The sequence below is a fragment of the Hydrangea phyllody phytoplasma genome (genome assembly GCF_036985185.1).
Classification (GTDB): Bacteria; Bacillota_I; Bacilli_A; order Acholeplasmatales; family Acholeplasmataceae; genus Phytoplasma; species Phytoplasma asteris.
On sequence record NZ_BSDA01000003.1, the window covers coordinates 86,925 to 108,372 of the forward strand.

18 protein-coding genes, 2 tRNA genes, 1 other RNA gene and 1 pseudogene are annotated in these 21,448 nt (G+C 27.3%); 6 read left to right on the plus strand and 16 right to left on the minus strand.

Features of this window, described 5'->3' with window-relative positions; all coding sequences use genetic code 11:
- Nucleotides 1-271 precede the first annotated feature (271 nt).
- The 3 genes from AACP42_RS01920 to AACP42_RS01930 all read right to left on the minus strand — a co-directional run bounded on the left by AACP42_RS01920 (nucleotide 272) and on the right by AACP42_RS01930 (nucleotide 659).
- Nucleotides 272-526, minus strand: coding sequence for a hypothetical protein (locus AACP42_RS01920; RefSeq protein WP_212775292.1), 255 nt, complete (start codon nucleotides 524-526; stop codon nucleotides 272-274).
- Nucleotides 492-566 (minus strand) — tRNA-Gly (locus AACP42_RS01925). The genes AACP42_RS01920 and AACP42_RS01925 overlap by 35 nt, the downstream gene beginning before the upstream one ends.
- Before the next feature lie 19 nt (nucleotides 567-585).
- A tRNA-Thr gene (locus AACP42_RS01930) sits at nucleotides 586-659 on the minus strand.
- Between the two features lie 190 nt (nucleotides 660-849).
- Between AACP42_RS01930 and AACP42_RS01935 the strand changes: the two genes are divergently transcribed.
- Both AACP42_RS01935 and ssrA read left to right on the plus strand, forming a co-directional pair.
- On the plus strand, nucleotides 850-1,074 hold the full coding sequence (locus tag AACP42_RS01935; RefSeq protein WP_212775293.1) for a cold-shock protein: 225 nt from the start codon (nucleotides 850-852) through the stop codon (nucleotides 1,072-1,074).
- Nucleotides 1,075-1,350: 276 nt separating this feature from the next.
- Nucleotides 1,351-1,775: a transfer-messenger RNA gene (gene ssrA, locus AACP42_RS01940) on the plus strand.
- An 86-nt stretch (nucleotides 1,776-1,861) separates the two neighbouring features.
- Here ssrA and AACP42_RS01945 read toward each other — a convergent pair.
- From AACP42_RS01945 to hrcA, 13 genes and pseudogenes are all read right to left on the minus strand, one after another.
- Complete coding sequence (locus tag AACP42_RS01945; protein WP_212509227.1) at nucleotides 1,862-2,680, minus strand: ATP-binding protein; 819 nt, start codon at nucleotides 2,678-2,680, stop codon at nucleotides 1,862-1,864.
- Nucleotides 2,681-2,762: 82 nt separating this feature from the next.
- Nucleotides 2,763-3,956, minus strand: coding sequence for a DnaD domain protein (locus AACP42_RS01950; protein ID WP_212775294.1), 1,194 nt, complete (start codon nucleotides 3,954-3,956; stop codon nucleotides 2,763-2,765).
- 53 nt (nucleotides 3,957-4,009) lie between these two features.
- Nucleotides 4,010-4,840, minus strand: coding sequence for a DNA-formamidopyrimidine glycosylase (mutM, locus tag AACP42_RS01955; protein ID WP_212775295.1), 831 nt, complete (start codon nucleotides 4,838-4,840; stop codon nucleotides 4,010-4,012).
- Nucleotides 4,841-4,971: 131 nt separating this feature from the next.
- Nucleotides 4,972-7,479, minus strand: a complete 2,508-nt coding sequence (locus AACP42_RS01960) for a 5'-3' exonuclease H3TH domain-containing protein (protein WP_249402801.1) — start codon at nucleotides 7,477-7,479, stop codon at nucleotides 4,972-4,974.
- Nucleotides 7,480-7,707: 228 nt separating this feature from the next.
- Nucleotides 7,708-8,454 (minus strand): annotated as a pseudogene (locus tag AACP42_RS01965) (AAA family ATPase).
- Between the two features lie 534 nt (nucleotides 8,455-8,988).
- Nucleotides 8,989-10,356, minus strand: a complete 1,368-nt coding sequence (gene ffh / locus AACP42_RS01970) for a signal recognition particle protein (RefSeq protein WP_212775297.1) — start codon at nucleotides 10,354-10,356, stop codon at nucleotides 8,989-8,991.
- 175 nt (nucleotides 10,357-10,531) lie between these two features.
- Complete coding sequence (gene ftsY / locus AACP42_RS01975) at nucleotides 10,532-11,587, minus strand: signal recognition particle-docking protein FtsY (RefSeq protein WP_212509221.1); 1,056 nt, start codon at nucleotides 11,585-11,587, stop codon at nucleotides 10,532-10,534.
- Between the two features lie 317 nt (nucleotides 11,588-11,904).
- Nucleotides 11,905-12,546, minus strand: a complete 642-nt coding sequence (locus tag AACP42_RS01980) for a hypothetical protein (RefSeq protein ID WP_339332558.1) — start codon at nucleotides 12,544-12,546, stop codon at nucleotides 11,905-11,907.
- 27 nt (nucleotides 12,547-12,573) lie between these two features.
- The gene (locus AACP42_RS01985) at nucleotides 12,574-12,768 is read right to left on the minus strand and encodes a hypothetical protein (protein WP_212509219.1); all 195 of its coding nucleotides are present in this window, start codon (nucleotides 12,766-12,768) and stop codon (nucleotides 12,574-12,576) included.
- 454 nt (nucleotides 12,769-13,222) lie between these two features.
- Nucleotides 13,223-14,290 carry a molecular chaperone DnaJ gene (gene dnaJ, locus AACP42_RS01990; RefSeq protein ID WP_212775299.1) on the minus strand — a complete coding sequence of 356 codons (1,068 nt, stop codon included), beginning with the start codon at nucleotides 14,288-14,290 and terminating at the stop codon, nucleotides 13,223-13,225.
- Between the two features lie 163 nt (nucleotides 14,291-14,453).
- Nucleotides 14,454-16,298 (minus strand): molecular chaperone DnaK, encoded by a 1,845-nt coding sequence (gene dnaK, locus AACP42_RS01995; RefSeq protein WP_212775300.1) that lies wholly within the window; start codon nucleotides 16,296-16,298, stop codon nucleotides 14,454-14,456.
- Nucleotides 16,282-17,016, minus strand: coding sequence for a nucleotide exchange factor GrpE (locus AACP42_RS02000; protein ID WP_212775301.1), 735 nt, complete (start codon nucleotides 17,014-17,016; stop codon nucleotides 16,282-16,284). The genes dnaK and AACP42_RS02000 overlap by 17 nt, the downstream gene beginning before the upstream one ends.
- Nucleotides 17,017-17,211: 195 nt before the next feature.
- Nucleotides 17,212-18,246: a heat-inducible transcriptional repressor HrcA gene (hrcA, locus tag AACP42_RS02005; RefSeq protein ID WP_212775302.1), complete on the minus strand. Its 1,035-nt coding sequence runs from the start codon at nucleotides 18,244-18,246 to the stop codon at nucleotides 17,212-17,214.
- A gap of 425 nt (nucleotides 18,247-18,671) precedes the next feature.
- Between hrcA and AACP42_RS02010 the strand changes: the two genes are divergently transcribed.
- From AACP42_RS02010 to AACP42_RS02025, 4 genes are all read left to right on the plus strand, one after another.
- Nucleotides 18,672-18,839 (plus strand): hypothetical protein, encoded by a 168-nt coding sequence (locus tag AACP42_RS02010; RefSeq protein ID WP_212775303.1) that lies wholly within the window; start codon nucleotides 18,672-18,674, stop codon nucleotides 18,837-18,839.
- A 515-nt stretch (nucleotides 18,840-19,354) separates the two neighbouring features.
- Complete coding sequence (locus AACP42_RS02015; protein WP_339332559.1) at nucleotides 19,355-19,876, plus strand: hypothetical protein; 522 nt, start codon at nucleotides 19,355-19,357, stop codon at nucleotides 19,874-19,876.
- Between the two features lie 152 nt (nucleotides 19,877-20,028).
- Nucleotides 20,029-20,682, plus strand: coding sequence for a hypothetical protein (locus AACP42_RS02020; protein ID WP_212775305.1), 654 nt, complete (start codon nucleotides 20,029-20,031; stop codon nucleotides 20,680-20,682).
- 185 nt (nucleotides 20,683-20,867) lie between these two features.
- Nucleotides 20,868-21,164: a hypothetical protein gene (locus AACP42_RS02025; protein WP_212775306.1), complete on the plus strand. Its 297-nt coding sequence runs from the start codon at nucleotides 20,868-20,870 to the stop codon at nucleotides 21,162-21,164.
- Nucleotides 21,165-21,448: the final 284 nt, after the last annotated feature.

Sequence of the window (21,448 nt, forward strand, 5' to 3'; positions counted from 1 at the left end):
TTATTTATTCTACTATATTTTTTATTAAAAAACAAATTTTTTAAAATTTTTTTTAATTAGTAAATAATAATTCCGACTAATATGCAAAAAAATCAAATTTTAGTATATACAATTTGATTTTTTTGCCGTTTAAATGAATAATTTGATACTAAAAAGTAACTAATAATTTATGTTTGGGAAAATAATTTAAATGAAAGTAGATTTGATTAATCATCAATCAAATGACTAATCCACCAAAAACAATCATTAATTAAACAAAATAAAAACTATTTTATTTTGGGGTTGATAAATGATAATGGTTTGATAATTCTTGAATTTGTTGTGATCTTTTTTGGGCTAAAAGATAAAAATGGGTAATTAATTTATTTTGGATTTGACTAATTTCTTGTTGTTGTGTTTGATAACAATTAAACGCTGTTATTGGGGCAAAAAAAGCTAAATAATAAAGTTTTTTAATAAACAAATATAATACATCTAAATTATATAATGTATGGAGCGGGCGAGGGGAATCGAACCCCCGTCTCATGCTTGGCAAGCACGTATAATAACCACTATACGACGCCCACATCATCTTAATTTTGGTTTTGGTGCCCTTAACAAGAATTGAACTTGTATTTCAGCATTACCATTGCTACGTTCTGCCGTTAAACTATAAGGGCTTAACATATTTTATTATATCAAAAAAAATATCAAAATGCAAATTTTTGACGAAAAAAATGAAAATTTTACCAAAAAACGTCAAAAAAGTAAAAAAAGTGTGTAAAAATGTTTGACTCTAAAAATAAATGAGTTATAATAGATAATAGGTTATGAAACCAAAATAATTTAAAAGAAGGAGTATTATTAATAATGCAAGACAAAAAACAACAGGGAAAATGTAGATGGTTTTCTAAAGACAAAGGCTACGGATTTATCCTTTCAGCTGATGGGAAAGATATTTTCGTACATTACAGTTCTATTCAAACTGAAGTCTTTGGAAGAAAAACACTTAATGAAAACGACAAGGTGGAATTCACTGTTAAAGAAGGCGACCGCGGAGCTCAAGCTGTAGATGTTGTTGTAGTTAACGAATAATTTCATTAATAATCGAACAAAGGAAGGGATGCAAATCCCTTTTTTGTTATATATATTGAGCTTTTTGTTTGCTTGTGTAATTTTGATTTGAGTTTAGTTTAAATTTAGATAATTTTATCTTTGGCGCTTTTACAAAATTTTAAATTTATTGGTTATAATTTTTGAGTGGACAAAAAGAATAAATTAATCAAAAATATGATCCATTCCAAAAACACAAATAACAAATCTAAAAATAACTTGATTTAAAAAAGGTTTTTTGAGTTAAAATAAAAATATGGGGATGTTTTGGATTTGCCAAGGTCAACGAAATTTATATAGCATATCTTGGTTACGCAAGTAAAAACGTCGAGGTTATAATAACCGGAAATAACAAACAAACTGTAACAAATACACAAGATTTTGCTGGACAAACTCCAGTTTATCAAATGAATTTTGCAAACAGTTTTTCTTCACAATTAGCTTTTGCTTAAATAAATAAGCAAAACCCGCACTTAAATTAACTTACGATTTAAGGAAGGCAATAAGGTAAGTTTTACTAATTGGGTTTGTCTTTGCTCTTTTAGCAAATATCAAAAAGACTAGTAATTTATGGATTTTGTTTGTTTTTTCATAAATTGCGAACTTACAAAATAAACTAAATATGTAGAATATATAAATTAAAGTGATTTTGTACATGGGTTCGACTCCCATCATCTCCACCAAAATAAATTATAAATTATTTGCTTGTGTTATTACGTTTTTCCCAAAAAGAATATTTTTAATCCTTGACCAAGTTAAAACTGTCTTATTAGGAATCTTGTTTTTCGGAAAAATCATAAAAGTGAGTAATGGTACGAATTTTTTCAATAATTTTGTATACCTTAACTTCACTATTAGCATTTTCAGCTCCATGCAAATGCAATAAATAATTGTGCAGTTCATTAAAGGGCAAATTACTACTAATAAAAAGGGGCAACTTTTTTTCAGCTCTATCATACAACAAAGGAAGCAAAATTTCATCACGAAACCAAGGTGTCATATTTTCTGAACCTAGGTCATCCAAAATCAAACACTTAACATTTTTTAATTGTTGCAACCTTGTTTCTAAAGTATTATTATACAAAAAATTTCTAAATTTTCTAGTTATATCAGGCATAAAAAGAAAAATAACAGAAATTTGTTTTTGAATTAATTCATAAGCTATTTTTTTCAAAAAAATAGTTTTTCCAGTATTAAAAGAACCCGACAAATAAAAACCTTTGGTAGATTTTTCAAAATGTTTAATAATTTGTTTCATCTCTTTTAACGCTTTTTGCTTAGAATCATTATCCACTACAAATTGCCTCACTAAATGAGCATCAAAATTAATGCTACTATCAAACAATTCATTTTGCGATTGCCAATGTTCCTTAAAATAAAGAGCTTGAGATTTAACAGTAGGAACCCAAACAACTCTTAAAGGATTAGTTTTTATTTCTTGGCGATTCCCATATTCATTTTCTTGATCTTTGGTGAGCAAATAATGATAAATAACTGGCAGTTCATCATCAGAGATATCTAAATTTTTGGTTTCTTCGCACTGTGCAATCATTTTCCTAATTTTTATTTTTATATCTGAAAATTCCATAAATTAATTTTTCACCTCTTTTGCTTTTGTAAAATGTTATCAAATTGAATTGATTCCTTGTAATAATAAATCATCCAAAAAATTATGACTGTTTTTTCTTTTTAAAATCTTCTAACCATTTAGGAGAAATTTGTGGTTTTTTTAAATTAGATCTAAACTTAGTTTGGGATTGGTTTTTTTCTTGTTCCATATAAAAATCATATGCTGTTTCAGTATCAAAAATCCCTTTTTGCTCCCAAGATTTTAAGATTTTTTCCAAATAAACCACTGAGGGCACAAAGCCTTTTCGTTCCAAAATATAAGTTAAAAGCACATTGACTAGCCCCGGTTCTAAATTGTTTCTTTCCATAAATTGAAAAACAGTATCAGCCGCAGTGGCTTGCATATTTTTAGGACAATGATTTATAATAATTCTTTGAGTAGAATCTTTACGTTTTAGCAAAGCAATCGTATCTTGTTCATTATCTTGCGTTTTTTTCGCAAAAAACAAATTTTGATTTTGAGTATGCATCTGATAATATCTTTTTACACCTAGGCTTAATTTGGATAGTTCGATTTCGCTGGGCTTTGGAAAAGTTTTTTGATATATTTCCGAAAGTGTAGCTTCATCTAAATTATAAACTAAGCTTAATTTTTGAATAAAATCACTTGTTTGATTGCAAGTTAAAGATGGTTTTTTGAAACGTTGGGGCAATTTTTGCAAAAATAATTTATAATCAAAAGCGTTATTTAAAAACTGTCTTGGAGAAGAATTTGTTTGGTTATTGGGACAAGTAAAATCATTTGGTAAATCCATTTTTTGCACTTGAAACAAATCATCAAATTTTTTACTAATGTCTTGAAAAGCGTCCCAATTATTTTTTTTAGTGGAAGCTTCTTTACTAAAATGATTTTGCAAACTCAAAAAAGTAGCCTCTCCCACTTCACTTAATAAAAAATTACTAAAAAGAGGGTCTTTAAAAAACTCTTGAGATCTGCATGGCAAATTAAGCCAATAAATTCTTTCTTGGGTTTCGGAATTGCAAAAAGTTTGGAGCAAATTAAGAGCTTCTAATTTTTCTTGTGCTTCTAAAAAATCATTTTTTGAAACCGCACTCAAATCAAATAAAAATTGATGTTGATAAAAAATATTAGGTTTTAGAGTTGCTAAAATATGATAAATACCAAGCGCATGAGTGCCTATTAGTGGTTGATAAAGCAAACTTAGGCTTTGATGGTCTTCAAGCGACAAAAAAACTGAATTTTTGATTTGAAATAAATTTAGATGACTAAGCATAAAAACCTCTTTTTTAAAAATATTGATCTATTTTATAGTTGAAAATAAATCAATTATAATTCTTTATTAGAATTATGATTTTGACAAACAGGACAAAGATAAGTACCTCTGCCGCCAACTTTGATTTTGATAATTTTAGTTTGACAGTTAATACAAGGCTTATTAACTTTGCCATGCACTTGTAATTTGTTTTGAAAATAGCCTATAATGCCTGGTTGAGATTCAAAAGTACTTACAGTAGTTCCGCCCAGTTTAATGGCTTTGGTAAGTACTTTTTGGGAAATTGTTACAATTTCTTGCACTTGTTCCAAAGACAGTTCGCAAGCTTTAGTTTCAGGATGCAATTTTACTAAAAACAAAACTTCATTAACATAAATATTGCCTAATCCAGAAATTATTTTTTGATTTAATAAAACTTTTTTCAAAGCGCTTTTGGTCTTTAATATTTTTTGATACAAAACAACTGGATTGATTTCAAAAGGATCTAAGGCTAGTTGATGCAAGGTAGTTTGGGTTAAAAAAATGTTCTGATTCTTAACTTCAAATCTACCAAATTTCCTAAAATCATAATATCTTAAAGAACTTTTATCCTCCAAAATAATTGCAAAATGTTCGTATTTGTGTTTAGGCTCATCGCAAGGTTTGATAAATAATTTTCCTTCCATTCTCAAATGCCCTATTAAAACTAATTCTTGAGTTAAAAAAAATAATAAAAATTTACCTTTTCTTTGAATATCCAAAATGGTAGTTTGTTCAATTTTTTGAAATTCTTTGGTATTTTTAACAACAGGCTCATAAAATACCTTAGTTGCAACAATTTTTTTTCCTATTAACTGTGTTTTTAAAAAATCTACAATAATTTGGACTTCAGGTAATTCTGGCATGCATTTGCTCCTTTTTTATCTTTGTTTTTGGATTGCAATTGTTCTTATGTTTTTTCTTTTGCTTTTTTATTGATTTGGATATTTAACATTTCTATTTTATAAATAAATTATAAATAATAAGATTTGTCCAATTAAATATTACCATTATCTAAAATAAAAAAATAATTCAAATGTTTAGAAATTAAATCTATGTTTTGTTGCAAATAATCATTTAAAGCAAAATAAGTAATTTTGGCAGTTTCATTGTTTCGTTCTAAATGGCGCAATAATTGCAATATGACAATTTTTTTCATATCTAAAATATTTTCTTGTAAAAAAACATATAATGTTTCTAAATCAAAATTCGGAGTTAATTTTTGATTACCAAAAAAAACTTTTCTTTTCAATAAAGTTAATGCATATTTTTTTTCTTTGATTTGTTGTAATAAACTTTGATAATAATTTATAATTTCATCATCCAAACTTAAATATTGATGGATAAAATCTTGGGCACAATTCGAAGAAATATTTAATTCAGGGATAATTGCTTTTGCCCACGCATCCACATCAAAATTCGTTGTTTCAGAAAGTTTTTGAGAGCCCTTTTTGATTTCTGATTTGGGAGCATTTACAAAAAATTGTAAGGTTTGTTCATCATTTAAAAGATGATTGTTTTCAATTTTAAAGTAATTTTTAATTTTTTGAATATTTCCTAAAGTAGCTAAAATTTTTAACGAAAAGCAAAAAAAATTATCATTAATTAAATAATTATAAGATTTTTTATTGTTTATTATATTTAAAAAACAACTATTTTGATACCCAAAAACATCTTTGAATGATTTTAATTGGTTGATGTGAGTTTCTTGTTCTTGTTCTTGCCCTTGATTTGTTTTTGGTATTTTTTCTTGTTGTGTCTCTATTTTTTCATCCGTATTTTTTTCTATTGGCTGTGATTCTATTATTTGTTTTTGTTGTACTAAATTAGTTTCATATTCTAATTGGGCTAAAATATTTGATAAGGGAAGTTCTATTTCTTGAAACAAAAATAATTGGTTTTGAACTTTTAAATGATTCAAAACGCTATTTTTGATGGCGTGTAATAAAAAAGCTTTAAAAGCTACTTTTTGCTCTAAAATAAAAATGTTTTGAGATAATTGGCTTACATAATTTGTGTTATTCAAAATATCTATTTTGGCTATAATATGACTAAATTCAAGATTTTTCAAAGGAAATAAAAGATAAGAAGCACAAACTAAATCAAAGATAACTCCGTTGAGTTCTTGATGTTTTGTTTTTAAAAAAAGTTGTGTTGCTTGATTGTGAAAAACAATTTTATAAAAATTAGCATCTTTTAGATAATTGCAAAAGTTATTATTATCAAAAGCCAAATTAGCATCTATAAAAAAATGTGTATTTTCATTGGAAAAACCAATTCCTTGCAAAAAAGTATTTGAGTCATTTTCTTTTTCTAACTCAAAAAAACAAGCCCAAATTTGGTGTGGTTGGATTTGAGCCAAAAAAGCATTTAGAGAGTTTTGGTCTTTGATAATTTGAAAATGAAAATTGTTTTGAGGTGGGTTGGCGCCTTGTTCTTGAACTTTTGGAGCGTTATTGTCATTATTGTTAGTGGTGGTGTTGTTGATAGGTCTGTTTTGATTTGTTTGGTTTAAATTATTATCATTTTCTAAATTGCTATCTTTTTCTACTTCTTGCACTTCTTTGGATTTGGGGGACGCTTCCTTATTATTATAATTTGCATTTGTATTTGTGGTATTTGGTTCTTTTTCAATTCTTGCATATTTGGTAATAGTTAAGCGTCTAAAATCCATTTCTTCATAAAAATTTTTAAGGTTTTGCGCCAAACGTATTTGTATTTCTGTTTGCATACAATCAAAGGGCAAGGGAACTTTAAGGTCAATTGCGGTAAGTATTTTGCTAAGTTCTAAATCAGCTTGGGAATTTTGGATTTTGGTTTTTAAAATAGGTTTAATGTTGTCTAAATTTTGCATCAAATTATCTAGGGAATCGTATTCTTGTAATAACTTTTGAGCAGTTTTAGGTCCTATTCCCAATACTCCTTTAATGTTATCAGAAGGATCACCAATTAAACTTTTATAATCAATCATTTGATATTCTTTAAGACCGTATTCTTCAAACAAAGTAGGAGGTGTATAGCATTTAATTTCACGCAATCCTTTTTTAAGCAAACAAACAGTAATTTTTTCATCTACTAATTGCAATAAATCCTGATCACTTGAATAAATAGATACTGTCTTATTTTGATTGCTTGCTTCTTTGGCTAAAGTACCTATAATATCATCGGCTTCGTATTCGTCTTGGACATGATATTTAACACCGATTAGGTCTAAATATTGTTTAATCAAAGGAATTTGACTAATCAATGCAGAAGGTGTTTCTGGTCTTCCTTGTTTGTAAGCATCGTATAATTGGTGTCTTTTGGTAGGTTTATGAGTATCAAAAGCTACTAAAATATAGCCTTTCGTTTCTTCTAAAATTTTTTCAAACATTCTAATAAAAGACAAAAGAGCATTAGTGTAGATACCTTTTTTATTTTGCAAAAGGGGTTTATATTTGCTTGCAGTTGCGTGATATGCTCGAAATAAAAGCGAATTGCCATCAACTAAAACTAAATGTTTCATTGTTTCTCCTATTTATTTTATCGTTTAGCTAATAGCCAAAATTGGATTATAAGTTAATAATGATTGTGTTATTTATAAGGTACAAAAGGAAAATAATTAATATAATATTAAAAAAAGAAAGTTTGGAAAAACTTTCTTAGAATACAAGGTTTTGTTTGAGTTTTTATTTTATTGCGTTTATAAAAAGATTTTATAATTTTAATTATAATGAGTTTTTTAATGAAGTCTTTAAGGCAAATCAAATCCATAAATAACTTTAAAAGATTTTTTTAAGTCTTCAATTCTAATGTCACTTTGCCCTTGGGTTTCGTAGCGAGCATTGATAATTGCATCATCTAAAAGATATTCCATAGTGCGTTGTCCTGTTTTGGATTTATCAGTTAATTTTTCCAATGCATCATTAATTGTTGTTAATAAATATTCTTTTGCAGTTGAGGTGATTGGTGTTTTTCTTTTTTCAATTAAGAATTCTAAGAATTTTTTTCTACCATTTGTATCTAAGAGTTTAACTTCTATGTGGTAGTTGAGGCGTGATTTGATGGCATCGTCTATTTGATCTAAGTGATTAGTGGCTCCAATTACGAAAATAAAAGCATCAGGGTTGTGGGGGCAGTGGTTTCTTAATGAAGTAATTTCGGCTTTGAAGGCGTTTAAGATGTCTTTCATTTTTTGGTCTTCTTGGTTGATAAGTTCCATTTTTTCCCATACTTGGTCGCATTCATCGATGAAAATTACTCCCATACCATTATTTTTGTTTAGATGCCATTCAGCTCTAATGAAATCAAACATCGCTCTTATAATTTCGATTCCTTATTCGCGGGTTTTGGTGATAAAGTCGTAGGGGGTAAATTCAAAACAGCCTGCATCGGTGGAAGGGGAGGCTTGTCTTGCTTGTGACATAAATGCTCTTGCTAATAATGTTTTACCTGTTCCTGGGACTCCGTGTAGTAGGAGTCTTCTTTTGGGTTTATTGATTTTTCCTGCGTTTTGGAATCATTAAGGATGAGATACCATTGCTAAAATGCGATTACAAGTTTCTTTTTCAGTTTCCATGCCAATTATGTTTGCAAAACTTATATTGTTTACTATATATAATCATTTGTTTCTTTACAACGTTGGGATACTAAAGGATGTGCGCTAAATTTAGTAGGAGGTTTATTGGCATCATATTGTTCCATTTGTTTTTGATATTCTTTAAATTTTTGTTGTTTGTATTGATGATATAAAGTTATATGAAAAATAAATTGTTAAAGTGGTTGTTAAAATAAATAATAAAGTGCCAATAAAAATTTTAAAAAGTTTTCTTTACTTTTAGTTAATAGGTTCATATTTGTATTCCTTTTGGATTTTATAAAAATGCAGCAATTTTTAATAAAAAATGTAATTTATTTATTATTTAATATAACACAAATAATTATTCATTTTGTTTTAATTAATGATAAATTAAAGTTGATTTTAAAAATATTAAAGGGTACAAAAATACTTAATAAAAAGATTTTATAATTTTAATTATTTATTATTCATATCACGAAAAAAAGCCATCGGATCATTTTGTAATTTATCAAGATCTTGATCATCAAAATGTTGCATTTGCTTAGCTAATTTTTTTTGTTGTTCTAAAAGGGTAATTAGCTTGTTAACATCACTTAATTGATTACCAGAACCTTTGGCAATTCTTTGTCTACGTCTACTGCTCAAAGCAATTAATTGAGGTTTTTTCTTTTCTTGTTTAGTCATACTTTGAATTAAAACTTCAAATTTATTAAATCCATCATCACCTAAACTGGCAGAAAGTTGTTTCATCTTACCACCTAATCCAGGAATAAAACTTAACAATTTGCTGAAAGAACCCATTTTTTTTAATGTTTTTAATTGTTTTTGAAAATCATAATAATTATAACTATCATCAAATAATTTTTCCATCATTTGTTTACTTTGATGAGGATCAATTTTATCGGTAACTGTCTCAATTAAAGTTAAAATATCTCCCATTCCTAAAAGACGAGATGCCATTCTATCAGGATTAAAGGGCTCTAAACTGTCAATTGTCTCTGAAGAAGAAACAAATTTTAAAGGCAGATCTGTCATTGCTCTTACTGATAAAGCAGCTCCTCCTTTAGTATCTGCATCCATTTTGGTCAAAATAACTCCAGTTGCTCCTACTTGATTATGAAACGACTGAGCAATATTAGCAGATTGTTGTCCTGAAAGACAATCAACAACTAACAAAATTTCTGAAGGATTGGCTTTGGCTTTAATTTGTTGCAATTCTTGCATCATTGTCTCATCAATATCAAGGCGCCCCGCAGTATCAATAATTACTGCATCATATCCTTCTTGCAAAGCATGTTTTAATCCTGCATCTACAATATCTAAAACAGCAGTGTCAGGTTTAGAAAAAACATCGATATTGATTTGTTTACCAATAACTTTTAATTGTTCTACTGCTCCTGGACGATAAATATCACAAGCTACAAGCAAAACTTTTTTACTATTTTTTTTACGCAACCAAAGAGCTAATTTTCCTACAGTAGTCGTTTTACCACTTCCTTGCAACCCAATTAACATTAAAGTATCCAAATTAAAATTAGGCTTAAAAGTAAGATCTGCACGAGTAGAGCCCAAAATTTGAATTAGGGTTTCGTTTACGATTTTAATAATATGTTCTTTGGGGTTCAGCCCTTTTAAAACTTCTTGTTTCAAAGTCTTTTTTTCAATAATTTCATTAAACTTATCAATAACTTGTAAATGAACATCAGCTTCTACCAAAGAAACTTTAATATCTTGCATAATGTTTTGAATGTCTTGTTGTTCTAGGATTTTTTTTCCTCTAATTTTGTTAATAACTTTTTGTAAGCCTTCACCTAATATACTCATATTTTTATCTCCTTTTTGATGTTGTGAAATTTGTTTTTGTGGGATTTAATTTTTTGTTGGGGCAATGTTTTTTAAATATTTTTGAATTCGTTATTTTTGATATAATAATTTTTATGTTTTTTTGTGTTTGTTTTTCGTTATTTGTTATTTGTTATTTTTTCTTTATAATTAGCAATTATAAAATATCTTCAGAAGTAAAAAAACCTTCAAATAAATTAAAAAGATAATTTTTAACATCAAAAGTAATTAAATCTTGGGATTTTTCGCCTACACCAATATATTTAGTGGGCAAATTGTATAAATATTTAATTGCAAAAACAATCCCTCCTTTGGAAGTGCCGTCAAGCTTGGTTAAAATGGCTCCTGAAAGTGGAGTTGCTTGATTGAACAAATCAACTTGATTAATAGCATTTTGCCCTGTAGTAGCATCCAAAACTAAAAAAGTTTGTAAATTGGAGGCGGGCAAATGTTTGCAAATAACACGATTAATTTTGGCTAATTCTTGCATTAAATTGGTTTTGTTTTGTAATCTTCCAGCAGTATCACACAAAATAATATCATAATTTTGACTTTTAGCAAGTTCGATGCCTTCAAAAATAACACTTGCAGGATGAGCTGGCAAAGGGTTGCAAAAAACTTCAACACCTACTCTTTTTGCCCAAATTTGGAGTTGTTCTACTGCACCTGCACGAAAAGTATCAGCAGCAATCAATAATACTTTTTTGCCTTCTTGTTTCAATGCTTCAGCCATTTTTCCAATAGTAGTTGTTTTTCCTACTCCGTTAACTCCTGTAAACAAATACATTTGAGGCAAGTTATTTTGAGATTGAAAAGTGTCTTCGGGATTTGTTGGATTGGAATCTTGATTTTGTTTTTCTTGTTCTTTTTCTTGTTCTTGCGGACTTTCTAATATGCCTTTCATACCTTTCATATTTTGATACAAATCAAACATTTTAGAAACAACAACAGAAGGAAGCTTTTGAGGATTTTTAATTTGAAATTGATTAATTTCATCTTTGATAGCTTGCATCAAAAAAAGAGTGGTTTTAGTACCAAAATCAGCTTGAATTAACAAACTTTCTAATGCTTGTAATAGGGTTTTTTCGATATTGTTAGATTGTTTCAAAAGAGTTTGAAAATCTAGAAAACTAGCTTTGGTTTTTTTAAGACCTATTTGATATTTATCATTATTTTTATTTTTAAAAAATTTACTTTTCAACCATTTAAACATTTATAAACTCTCCTTTTTGAAAGTAATTAAGGTATCAAAATAAAAAACTTATACCCAATTATTATAACTAAAATACTTGCTTGTTGATTGAGTTTTTTAGGGTTTGGGGATTTTGTTATCATAAAATATTTAAGGATAAATTAAAAAAACCAAAACAAACAATAAAAAGAATTTTATTATAACCCCAATTAACAAATTTTATTTCAAATTCCAAAATTGACTAATCACAACATTATAAATAATAAATACTTCATAAAAACAAAAAAACAGAAATTAAAAATTAATTCCTGTTCTAAATTTATAAATAATATTAATTATTAATCCTCCTTTTTACAAAAATTCCATAAAGTTTTAATAAGAGGCCAAAAAACTAACAGACATAAAGCAAAAGCCATAGATGCTTCATATTTTTTATCTACTTGTTTTTCAATAATATAATCAAAGACAACTAAAGCTCCTGCAATATAAACAGACGCCCATGAAATAAATAGACTTACAAATAGGAGCACTAACATAAAATAAGGGTCAAATAAGGATGAAAGTTGACTTAATTGCGAAACTGATGCCAACCAAAGGAAAGCAACCCCATAAAATAAAACAACATAAAACATAGTAATTACAAAGAAATTAAAAACTACAAAAGCAAATTTATTAATTAATTGTTGATTATTTTGTTTTTTAAACTTTTTATAATAAAGTAAAATAGTAATTGCAAAATTACTCATCAAAATAAAAATAAACGAAAGCAACATAGTTAGGCATAAATGTTTATGTATTAGTAATTTATCAGTCAAATCGAATGTATGTGATATATTCAAACAAACATATAAATAACCCATAAACATCCCTAAAAATATCCCCAAAGCAATAAGACAAACAGGAGCTGTTAATCGTGTTATACTTGAAGAAAAACAAACAAATACAAAAGCAATAATACTTATAATAGCAGGCAGATACAAATATTTAAAAATAATTGTTTTTTTATTTCACCTAAATTTGGGCAAAAAAACTAATTCATGCCATACAACTGCATAAGAAAGTGCCAAAAATAAAAGCATTAAACTAATCCATAATAAAGTTTTTTGCATAACTCTTTTATGGTTTGCTCTACGATAAACTGCAACCGAACTTAATTTTTTATTATCTTTAATTTTTTCTTTAAGATTATCTAATAAAAACATGTTATTTCACCTCTTTATTAAATTGAATTATCAAATTAAATTTGTTAAAGTTCTAAAGCCTCTAACTTAAATATAATAAAAGACTTTATGCCTTTATTATAACTCAAATATTTAATGAGTAGTTAATTTAATATGATAAATATTAATAAAATAGCAAATAACAAAACTATTTATCTACTATTAATTATAATATAACATAAAAACTATATTACAATTCAACATTTATATTAAAAAATATTAATTTATTATTCATCATAATACAATTAAAATTAACTATGTAAAACTCTAAAAACTTAAACATTAAATTGCTACATAACAAAAAAACCAACTTTTAAGTTGGTCTCCTTATTATTTTATTATTTACTATTAATATTGTATTATTTGTATTAATATTTATTTACTTATATTATTACTTATATTATTACTTATATTATTACTTATATTATTACTTATATTAACTACGATATTGCAAATCTAATAATTTTTGATATAATCTTTTTTCTTCTAAACTTAATTGGTTAGGAGTTTTAATATGAACAACAACATACTGATCACCTTTACGATAAGAAGAATTAAGATGTGCAACTCCTTTATTTTTCATTCTTAATTTATTGCCTGATTGAATCCCTGCAGGAATTTTTAAAGCTACTTCACCATAAATAGTAGGAATCAAAATATTAGTTCCTAAAACAGCTTCTGGAAAAGTAATAAAGATTTCTAAAATAATATCATATTCACGTCTTACAAAAGATTCATGAGGACGCACTTTAAAAGTAATATATAGATCTCCTGCTTTTTGATTATTGCTTAAAGGAATAAAATTTCCTTTCCCAGGAACTTGCAAAGACATTCCTTCTTGAATCCCTGCAGGAATATTAAAGGTAGCTGATTGCTTAACTTTTTGACGTTTTTGTCCGTGACAAGCATAACATTTATTTTTAATTTCTTGTCCTTTACCACTACAATTAGGACAAACTTGACGAGAACGAATATTACCTAAAAAAGTTCTTTGCTCAGTAATAATTTGTCCAGTTCCGCCACAACGTTTACAAGTAATAACATCTTGATTGGAAGCTGCTCCTTTACCATGACAAACTCTACAATCAGCTTCTACAGTAATTTCAATAGTTTTGTTAGCTCCTAAAACAGCATCCATAAAACTTATAGTCATTTCTACTTTTTTATCATAAGAAGGTTTTTTAGTTTGTTGATTACCAAAAATATCTCCAAAGGAACTAAAAAAAGAATCCTCAAAAGAATCAAAACCATCAAAACCACCGCCACCAAAGCCAGAAAAACCCTTATCAGAAGCATCACCAAAACGATCATAATTACTTTTTTTAGAAGCATCTCCTAAAACACTATAAGCTTCTTGAACTTCTTTAAATTTGCTCTCGGCGTTAGCTTCTTTGGAAATATCAGGATGATATTTTTTAGCAAGACTACGATAAGCTTTTTTGATGTCCTCAGGACTTGCGTCTTTATCTAGACCCAAAATATGATAATAATCTTTTTTTGTCATTGTAGCTAACTTCTCCTAATAATAAAACTAAGGGGGCTTTTCCTTTGATTTCATTATTCTTTATAGTTTGTTTTTTGTGGTTGTTTTTGTATTTGTATATTTTTTTGTATATTTTTTGTTTGTTTTTATGGTTGTTTTTGTTTAGTTTTGTTTTTATTATTGATTATTTTTGTTCTTCAAAATCAGCGTCTACTACTTCGTCTTGAGGTTTTTCATTTTTAGCAGTAGTGTTTTCTTGCGTACCTTTTTCTTGTGCTTGTTTTTCTTGAGCTTTTTGATAAGCTTTCATTGCAATTCCTTGAGATTCTTTAGTAAGACTTGCAGTTTTTTCTTTAATTAAAGCAGTATCGTCTCCTTTTAGAGATTCTTCTAATTCTTTAATTTGAGTCTCAACTTTGTCTTTTTCTTCTGGTGTAACGTCAGCTTTTAGATCTTCTAAAGATTTTTTAGTGTGGAAAATCATATTTTCTGCTTCATTACGCGCATCAATACTTTCTTTTTTCACACGATCTACCTCAGCATTTTCTTCAGCTTCTCTAATCATTCTTTGAATTTCTTCTTCTTTAAGGGCGCCACTTCCTGAAATAGTAATTTTTTGTTCTTTGTTAGTACCTAAATCTTTGGCTTTAACTGATACAATTCCGTTTGCATCAAGGTCAAAAGTAACTTCAATTTGAGGAATTCCGCGCGGTGCTGGTGGAATATCTGTTAATTGGAATCTTCCCAAAGTTTTATTATCAGCTGCTAAAGGGCGTTCTCCTTGTAAAACATGAATATCTACTGCTGGTTGATTGTCTGCGGCAGTTGAAAAGACTTGTTTTTTGGAAGTTGGAATGGTAGTGTTTCTTTCAATTAATTTAGTAAAGACATTACCCAAAGTCTCAATTCCTAAAGAAAGCGGAGTTACGTCTAACAGTAAAATATCTTTAACGTCTCCTGATAGAATTCCTCCTTGAATAGCAGCTCCAATAGCAACTACTTCATCAGGATTAATACTCTTATTAGGAGTTTTTTTCAATTCATTTTTAACTAAATCTTGTACTGCAGGAATGCGAGTAGAACCACCCACTAAAAGCACTTGATCAATTTTTTCAATATCTAATTTGGCATCACTTAAAGCACGTTTTACAGGAGCCAAACAACGATCAATTAAATTTTTAGTAAGTTCATTGAATTTAGCACGAGTCATATTGTATTCTAAATGAAGTGGACCTGCTTCGCTCATTGTTAAGAAAGGCAAAGAAATTTGTGAAGAAGTAACACCACTTAATTCTTTTTTAGCTTTTTCAGCAGCATCTTTTAATCTTTGCATTGCCATTTTATCTTTGGAAAGATCAACACTATTTTCTTTTTTGAATTCTTGCACTAAGAAATCTACTATACGTAAGTCAAAATCATCGCCTCCCAAAGCATTGTCTCCAGAAGTAGAAAGCACTTCAAAAGTACCATCAACCAAAGTTAGAATAGAAACATCAAAAGTTCCTCCTCCTAAGTCAAAAACTAAAATGGTCTGTTCTTTATCACCTTTGTCAACGCCATAAGAAAGAGCAGCTGCAGTTGGTTCATTAATAATACGTTTAACATTTAAGCCTGCAATTTTACCTGCATCTTTGGTAGCTTGTCTTTGAGCGTCATTAAAATAAGCGGGAACAGTAATTACTGCCTCACTTACTTGAGCTCCTAAATAATCTTCAGCAGTTTTTTTCAAATTTGCCAAAATCATTGCACTAATTTCTTGCGGAGTGTATTTTTTACCGCCCACATTAACAGTATAATTAGATTCTCCCATGTGTCTTTTGATAGAACTAATAGTATTAGGATTAGTAATTACTTGACGTTTGGCAATTTCTCCTACCATAATTTCATCACCTTTAAAAGAAACTACAGACGGAGTTGTTCTTCCACCTTCAGCATTAGGAATAACTTTTGCCTCGCCACCTTCCATTACAGCAACACAAGAGTTAGTTGTTCCTAAATCAATACCTATAATTTTATTCGTTTTTGTCATTTTTATCACTCCATTCATTTACTTTAACCAATGTTGGTCTTAAAATTCTTTTTTTATATAAATAACCTTTTTGTAAAACTGCTAAATTAGTTTTATCAGGTTTTTTAGGATCGCACACTGTTTCTAAAGCGTGGTGCAAAGCAGGATCAAAAGACTTATTAAGAGCCTCAATTTCTTCTACTCCTTCATCCTGCAACACTTTTTTTATTTGTTGTTGTAACAACTTAAATCCTAATAAATATTTTTGCAACAATTCATTTTGTGTAGGCATATCAATGACTTTTTCTAATTGTTCCAAGGGCATTAATAAATTAGTAATAAAATTACTTGATGCATATTTTAATTCATTTGCTTTTTGAGTTTGGGCTCTTTTCTTAAAGTTAATCAATTCTGCTTGATTTTTTAACAACTCTTCATCAAAGGCTTTTTTTTGTTGGGTAAGTTGTTGTTTTAATTCTTTAATTTGAGTTTGTAATTTAGTAATTTGCAGATGACTGTTTTCTTTTGATTGATGTTTTTGTTGTTTGGTATTTGTTTGTTTAGTTTGATTTGATTGATTTGATTGATTTTTAACAGTTTCATCTTCCTTTTGGTTGTCTTTATTTGTTGTTTTAGTTTCTTCTTTTTGACAATTTTTGCATTCTTTACAATTTTTATGCAATTCTTTTGCTTGTGTTTCTAAATTATCTAAGTTATCTTGGTCTTTTTCTAAAAACATCTTAAAACCTCTTTTCTTGATATAATTATGTTTTTATTACGTTACTTACAAGTATTTTGGCAGCCTGTTTAGTTATTTTTTTAATAAATTATAAATTATTTCATTATTACTTATTATTTGTTATTTGTTGTAATTGTAATTATTACTTATATTTTATCTTACAATTATTTATTGTATTATTTATTCTTTTATTTGTTATTCTTGATCGTTTAATTTAGATAAATGAACTGCCAAATATTCCAAAATAGGAATAACTTTAGGATATTTCATCCACGAAGGTCCTACAACTGCAATTCTTCCTTTCTCATTAGGATTTACATCAAAAGGAATAGAAAGAATCATACAATCTTTTAAAGGGGTAAGTTGCAAGCCATCAGAAAATTTAAAAGACAAACTATCTTGATTTAACATAATTTTTAATAATTCTTTACGCTCTAAAAGACCCATAAATTTTTTAATAATTTCAGGATTACTTAATTCAGGTTTTTCAAGCATTTTAGAAACCCCCGAAAAATAAAGATTCTCTGAGGCAAAACTACTAAAAGCTTCCATAAACAAAGCAATTAATTGTTCTTGAAAACAAATATATTTAGTAATAGTTTGTTTAAAAAAATCACTTTGAATAATATTGGCTGCTTCTGATAAAAACTTATCTGTCAACAAATCATTTACTACTTGCACTACATCTTTAAGGTCATAAATGCTAATTTCTTTTGTTTGATCCAAAGAAATATTTTGATGTTGTACATTTCCTTTATCAGTAATAATCAAAATAACAGCTTGAGTACTATTTAAAGGAATAAAATCAATTTTAGTAATTTTACTATTATTAAAAATATCAGAACCAATTGCCATAGCAGTATAATTAGTTAAATTATTTAACAAATTAAGAGCTTCTTTAATTACTTGTCCTTTACAAAAACGCTTTTTTTGAATCAATTTGTCAATGCTTTCAAACATACAAGCAACATCATGATCACGTGTTAATAAATGGTTTAGATAGTAAGTCAAGCCTTTAAAAGAAGGCACTCTACCACTAGAAGTATGATTTTTTTGTAAAAACCCTTCTTTTTCTAATTGCACCATATCATAACGAATAGTAGCACTTGCAAATTTAAGATAAGGCAAATGAGTAAGCAGTTTAGAACCTACGGGTTGTCCTTTTTGTGAATAGTTTTCCACTACAGCCTTTAAGATTAATTTTTTTCTATCTGAAAGCATATTAATCACCTCTTGGCACTCACATTAACGATTGCCAATAATATTGTATTACTTTTTTTGTTGAATGTCAACCCTATATTTTCATTTTGTTATATTTTTATTAATTTTATATTAATAATTATGTATTTTGTATTAATTTTAATGTGATTATAAATAATTAATAATAATAATAATATAAAAAAGAAAAAAACATCCTTAAATGGGGGTAAGTTTTAGTTTTATTTAATCAAAACACTAAACCTGATGACAAACCAACATCCCCCAAACCCACACAATCTTACAAACCTGATTACAGTAATAACGAAGGAATTTATACAGGAAGTCAAAGCAACCAAAATCCTTACTTACCTTCTCAAACATTTACACCCACATCACAACCACAAACAAAAAACGAAAAGAAATACGAATACGAAGGGGAACTTTATGATTTAGAAATGGTCCTTAACTTTAAAACCACTATTGAAGCAAGTATTAAAACCACCCAAGATTCAATTAAAAATTATCAAACTGAAAAAGAAAAAATCACCCAAATAAAACCACAACAACAAAGAGATGAAAAAACAACACGTTTAAACAAACATAAAACCAAACTAACAAAATAACAAACACAAAAAAGCAAACCAAACCTAACCCCCGAAAAAAAACGGAAATTGAATTACAACTTGCCGAATCCAAAATTGAAATTGAAAGTTTAGAACGCGAAATTGGTATATTAGATGGGCAAATTAAATCAGTTGAAATGTTTGAAACACAATTTAATAGAATAATAGACCGTCTCCAAAATCCCTTTCCGACTACCAAAACAAACTATCCAAAATAAACGAACTACTCAAAAACTAAAACATACCCAAAATATTTTACCCTCCCAACATATTTTAAGCATAAAACCCACCCCCCAACCAACCAATATACCTAAAATATAAAAGAAAGGGGGTATAACAATGAATTTAAACACAATCTCCCATCCCAAACTAACAAAAAATTACTTAAACAATATTAAGATTATCTTAAATGATAGTCTTTTTTTGTTTATATAATGACTTTTTACATAATAATAGTTATAATATAAATGTGGGGGAACACTTGTCCCTTCAATATATAAAAGAAAATAAATAATTTGAAAATAAATAATTTGAAAATAAATATTAAAGTTTTATTATTCTTAGTAATTATAAGTATATTGTTATTAGGTTTAATTCTATATCCACATATACAACAAGAAATAACATTAGAAATAAACCAAGAAGAACCAAAAACACTCAATTTACAACTATCCAAAGAAAAAGAACTAAAATATCATCCTCAAATAAATTCTAATATTTTAATAAAGACAACAAGAAACAATTATGACTTAATAAAAAATGAAATACTCCATGATTTATTAACTAAAACTTGGAAAGATTGTAAAAGCAAATATAGTAATTATCCTACAACTCCACTTTTTGAAAAACAAGGATTAGGCTCTATTTATAATAGTTATTTAAATATCCAAAAAAACCAAAAACACACAATAGATAAAATCCATTATACTCAACAATTTCAAGAAAAAATGTTAGAAATATACACCAAAGAACTAAATTTTATACTCAATTTACAATTATCAGACATTTATTTAATTACTGACAACCCCATATTTTAAAACATTAACTCATCTTTTTACAACCCGAAAAACTTTATAATATAAAAAAACTTTTAAAATAATAAATTATTAAAATAATAAAAAAATGATAAAATAAAATTAAGAACCAAAGATAAACACAATAGCACTTTTTAAAATAGAAAGCAAACTAAATGACCCGCAACAAAAAATATATCCTTATTACAACTATCTTTTTAATTTTAATTGGAATTACAACTTTTTATTTCTTTGTAACACCTCAATTATTCACTTCTGATGCGATGTTATTAAAAACCTCATCACAAAATAACAATAAAACTGAAATAAATAATAAAATAGAAGTCTCACAAGAAAATTTTAACAAAAGACTAAAATATATTACCAATAATGAACTTAAAGAACTACCAAAAATTCTACCTATAAAAGCAAAAGAAAAAGAACTACGCAAACAATACCAACAACAACAAATGTCTTTCATGTCTAAAGACGAAAAAGAATCATACGAAAATATTTTAAAAATAAATAGCAAAATGGATGACATATCATTGAGCAGCAAAAAAATAAATAAAGATATAAAAGTTTTAGAAAGACAATACGAAGCAGCAAACGAAAAAGAAAAACGAAAAATAGAAGATAAAATTAATCGCATTGGTGATACATTACAACAATTAAGTCAACAAAACAAACAATTAGAAAATGATCAAACTTTAGCAATTACAAGGCATAACAATTTATTTCAAAATTTACAAACTAAAAATAAATTTAGTCAAATAGACATCCAACCTTACCAAAATGCTTTAAAAGAAATATACAATATTAAAAATTAATTTAAATCAATAAGACTCTCAATAAATGAGAGTCTTATTTTTATTATATAATTGAAATCACCTCCTTTAATATGGCAAAAAGTATCTTTTTTTTCACTTTTTTAACTGTTTTTGAGCGATTTTTACGCAAAAAAAGAGTAAAATAAAGGTAAGGAGGTAAATTTATAATGAAAGGTAACTAAAAAATGAAAACCCTAAATAAAAAAAATATTACTATTACAATATCCATAATTACTGTTTTATCTATTTTAATAATTATTTGGACATATTTGGACGCAAAACACAAAATAAAAATCAAAGAAGAAAATCAAAAATTAGAAAATAAAAATGAACTTGCATTTAATTCTTTTTTTGAAAAACCTCCAAATATAAAAGAACAAATTATAAATTCTGAAATGCCGAAACAAAATCCATCGCAATTAAAAAAATATAATATTAATAAAATAACTGTTACCCCTTATTTAATTTATCCAGATTTATAAAACAATATCATAAGAGAGTATTGTTTTTTTGAAGGAATGAAACCCACTCAAAAAGATATTAATGGAAAAATAAATTTCTTTGAAAAAAAGATTTTGAAACATTAAGTAAAATTTTGCCATCATATTATATCATTTGGACTGAAGGTAAAAATAATTTATATAATTTAGAATACGAAAATGCAAAACCTAAAGAAAAATATGGTTGTCAAATTTCTAAAGCTGACTATTCATTAATACAAACTAGCAAACCAGATACCACTGATGAATTATTAAATACAATGAAC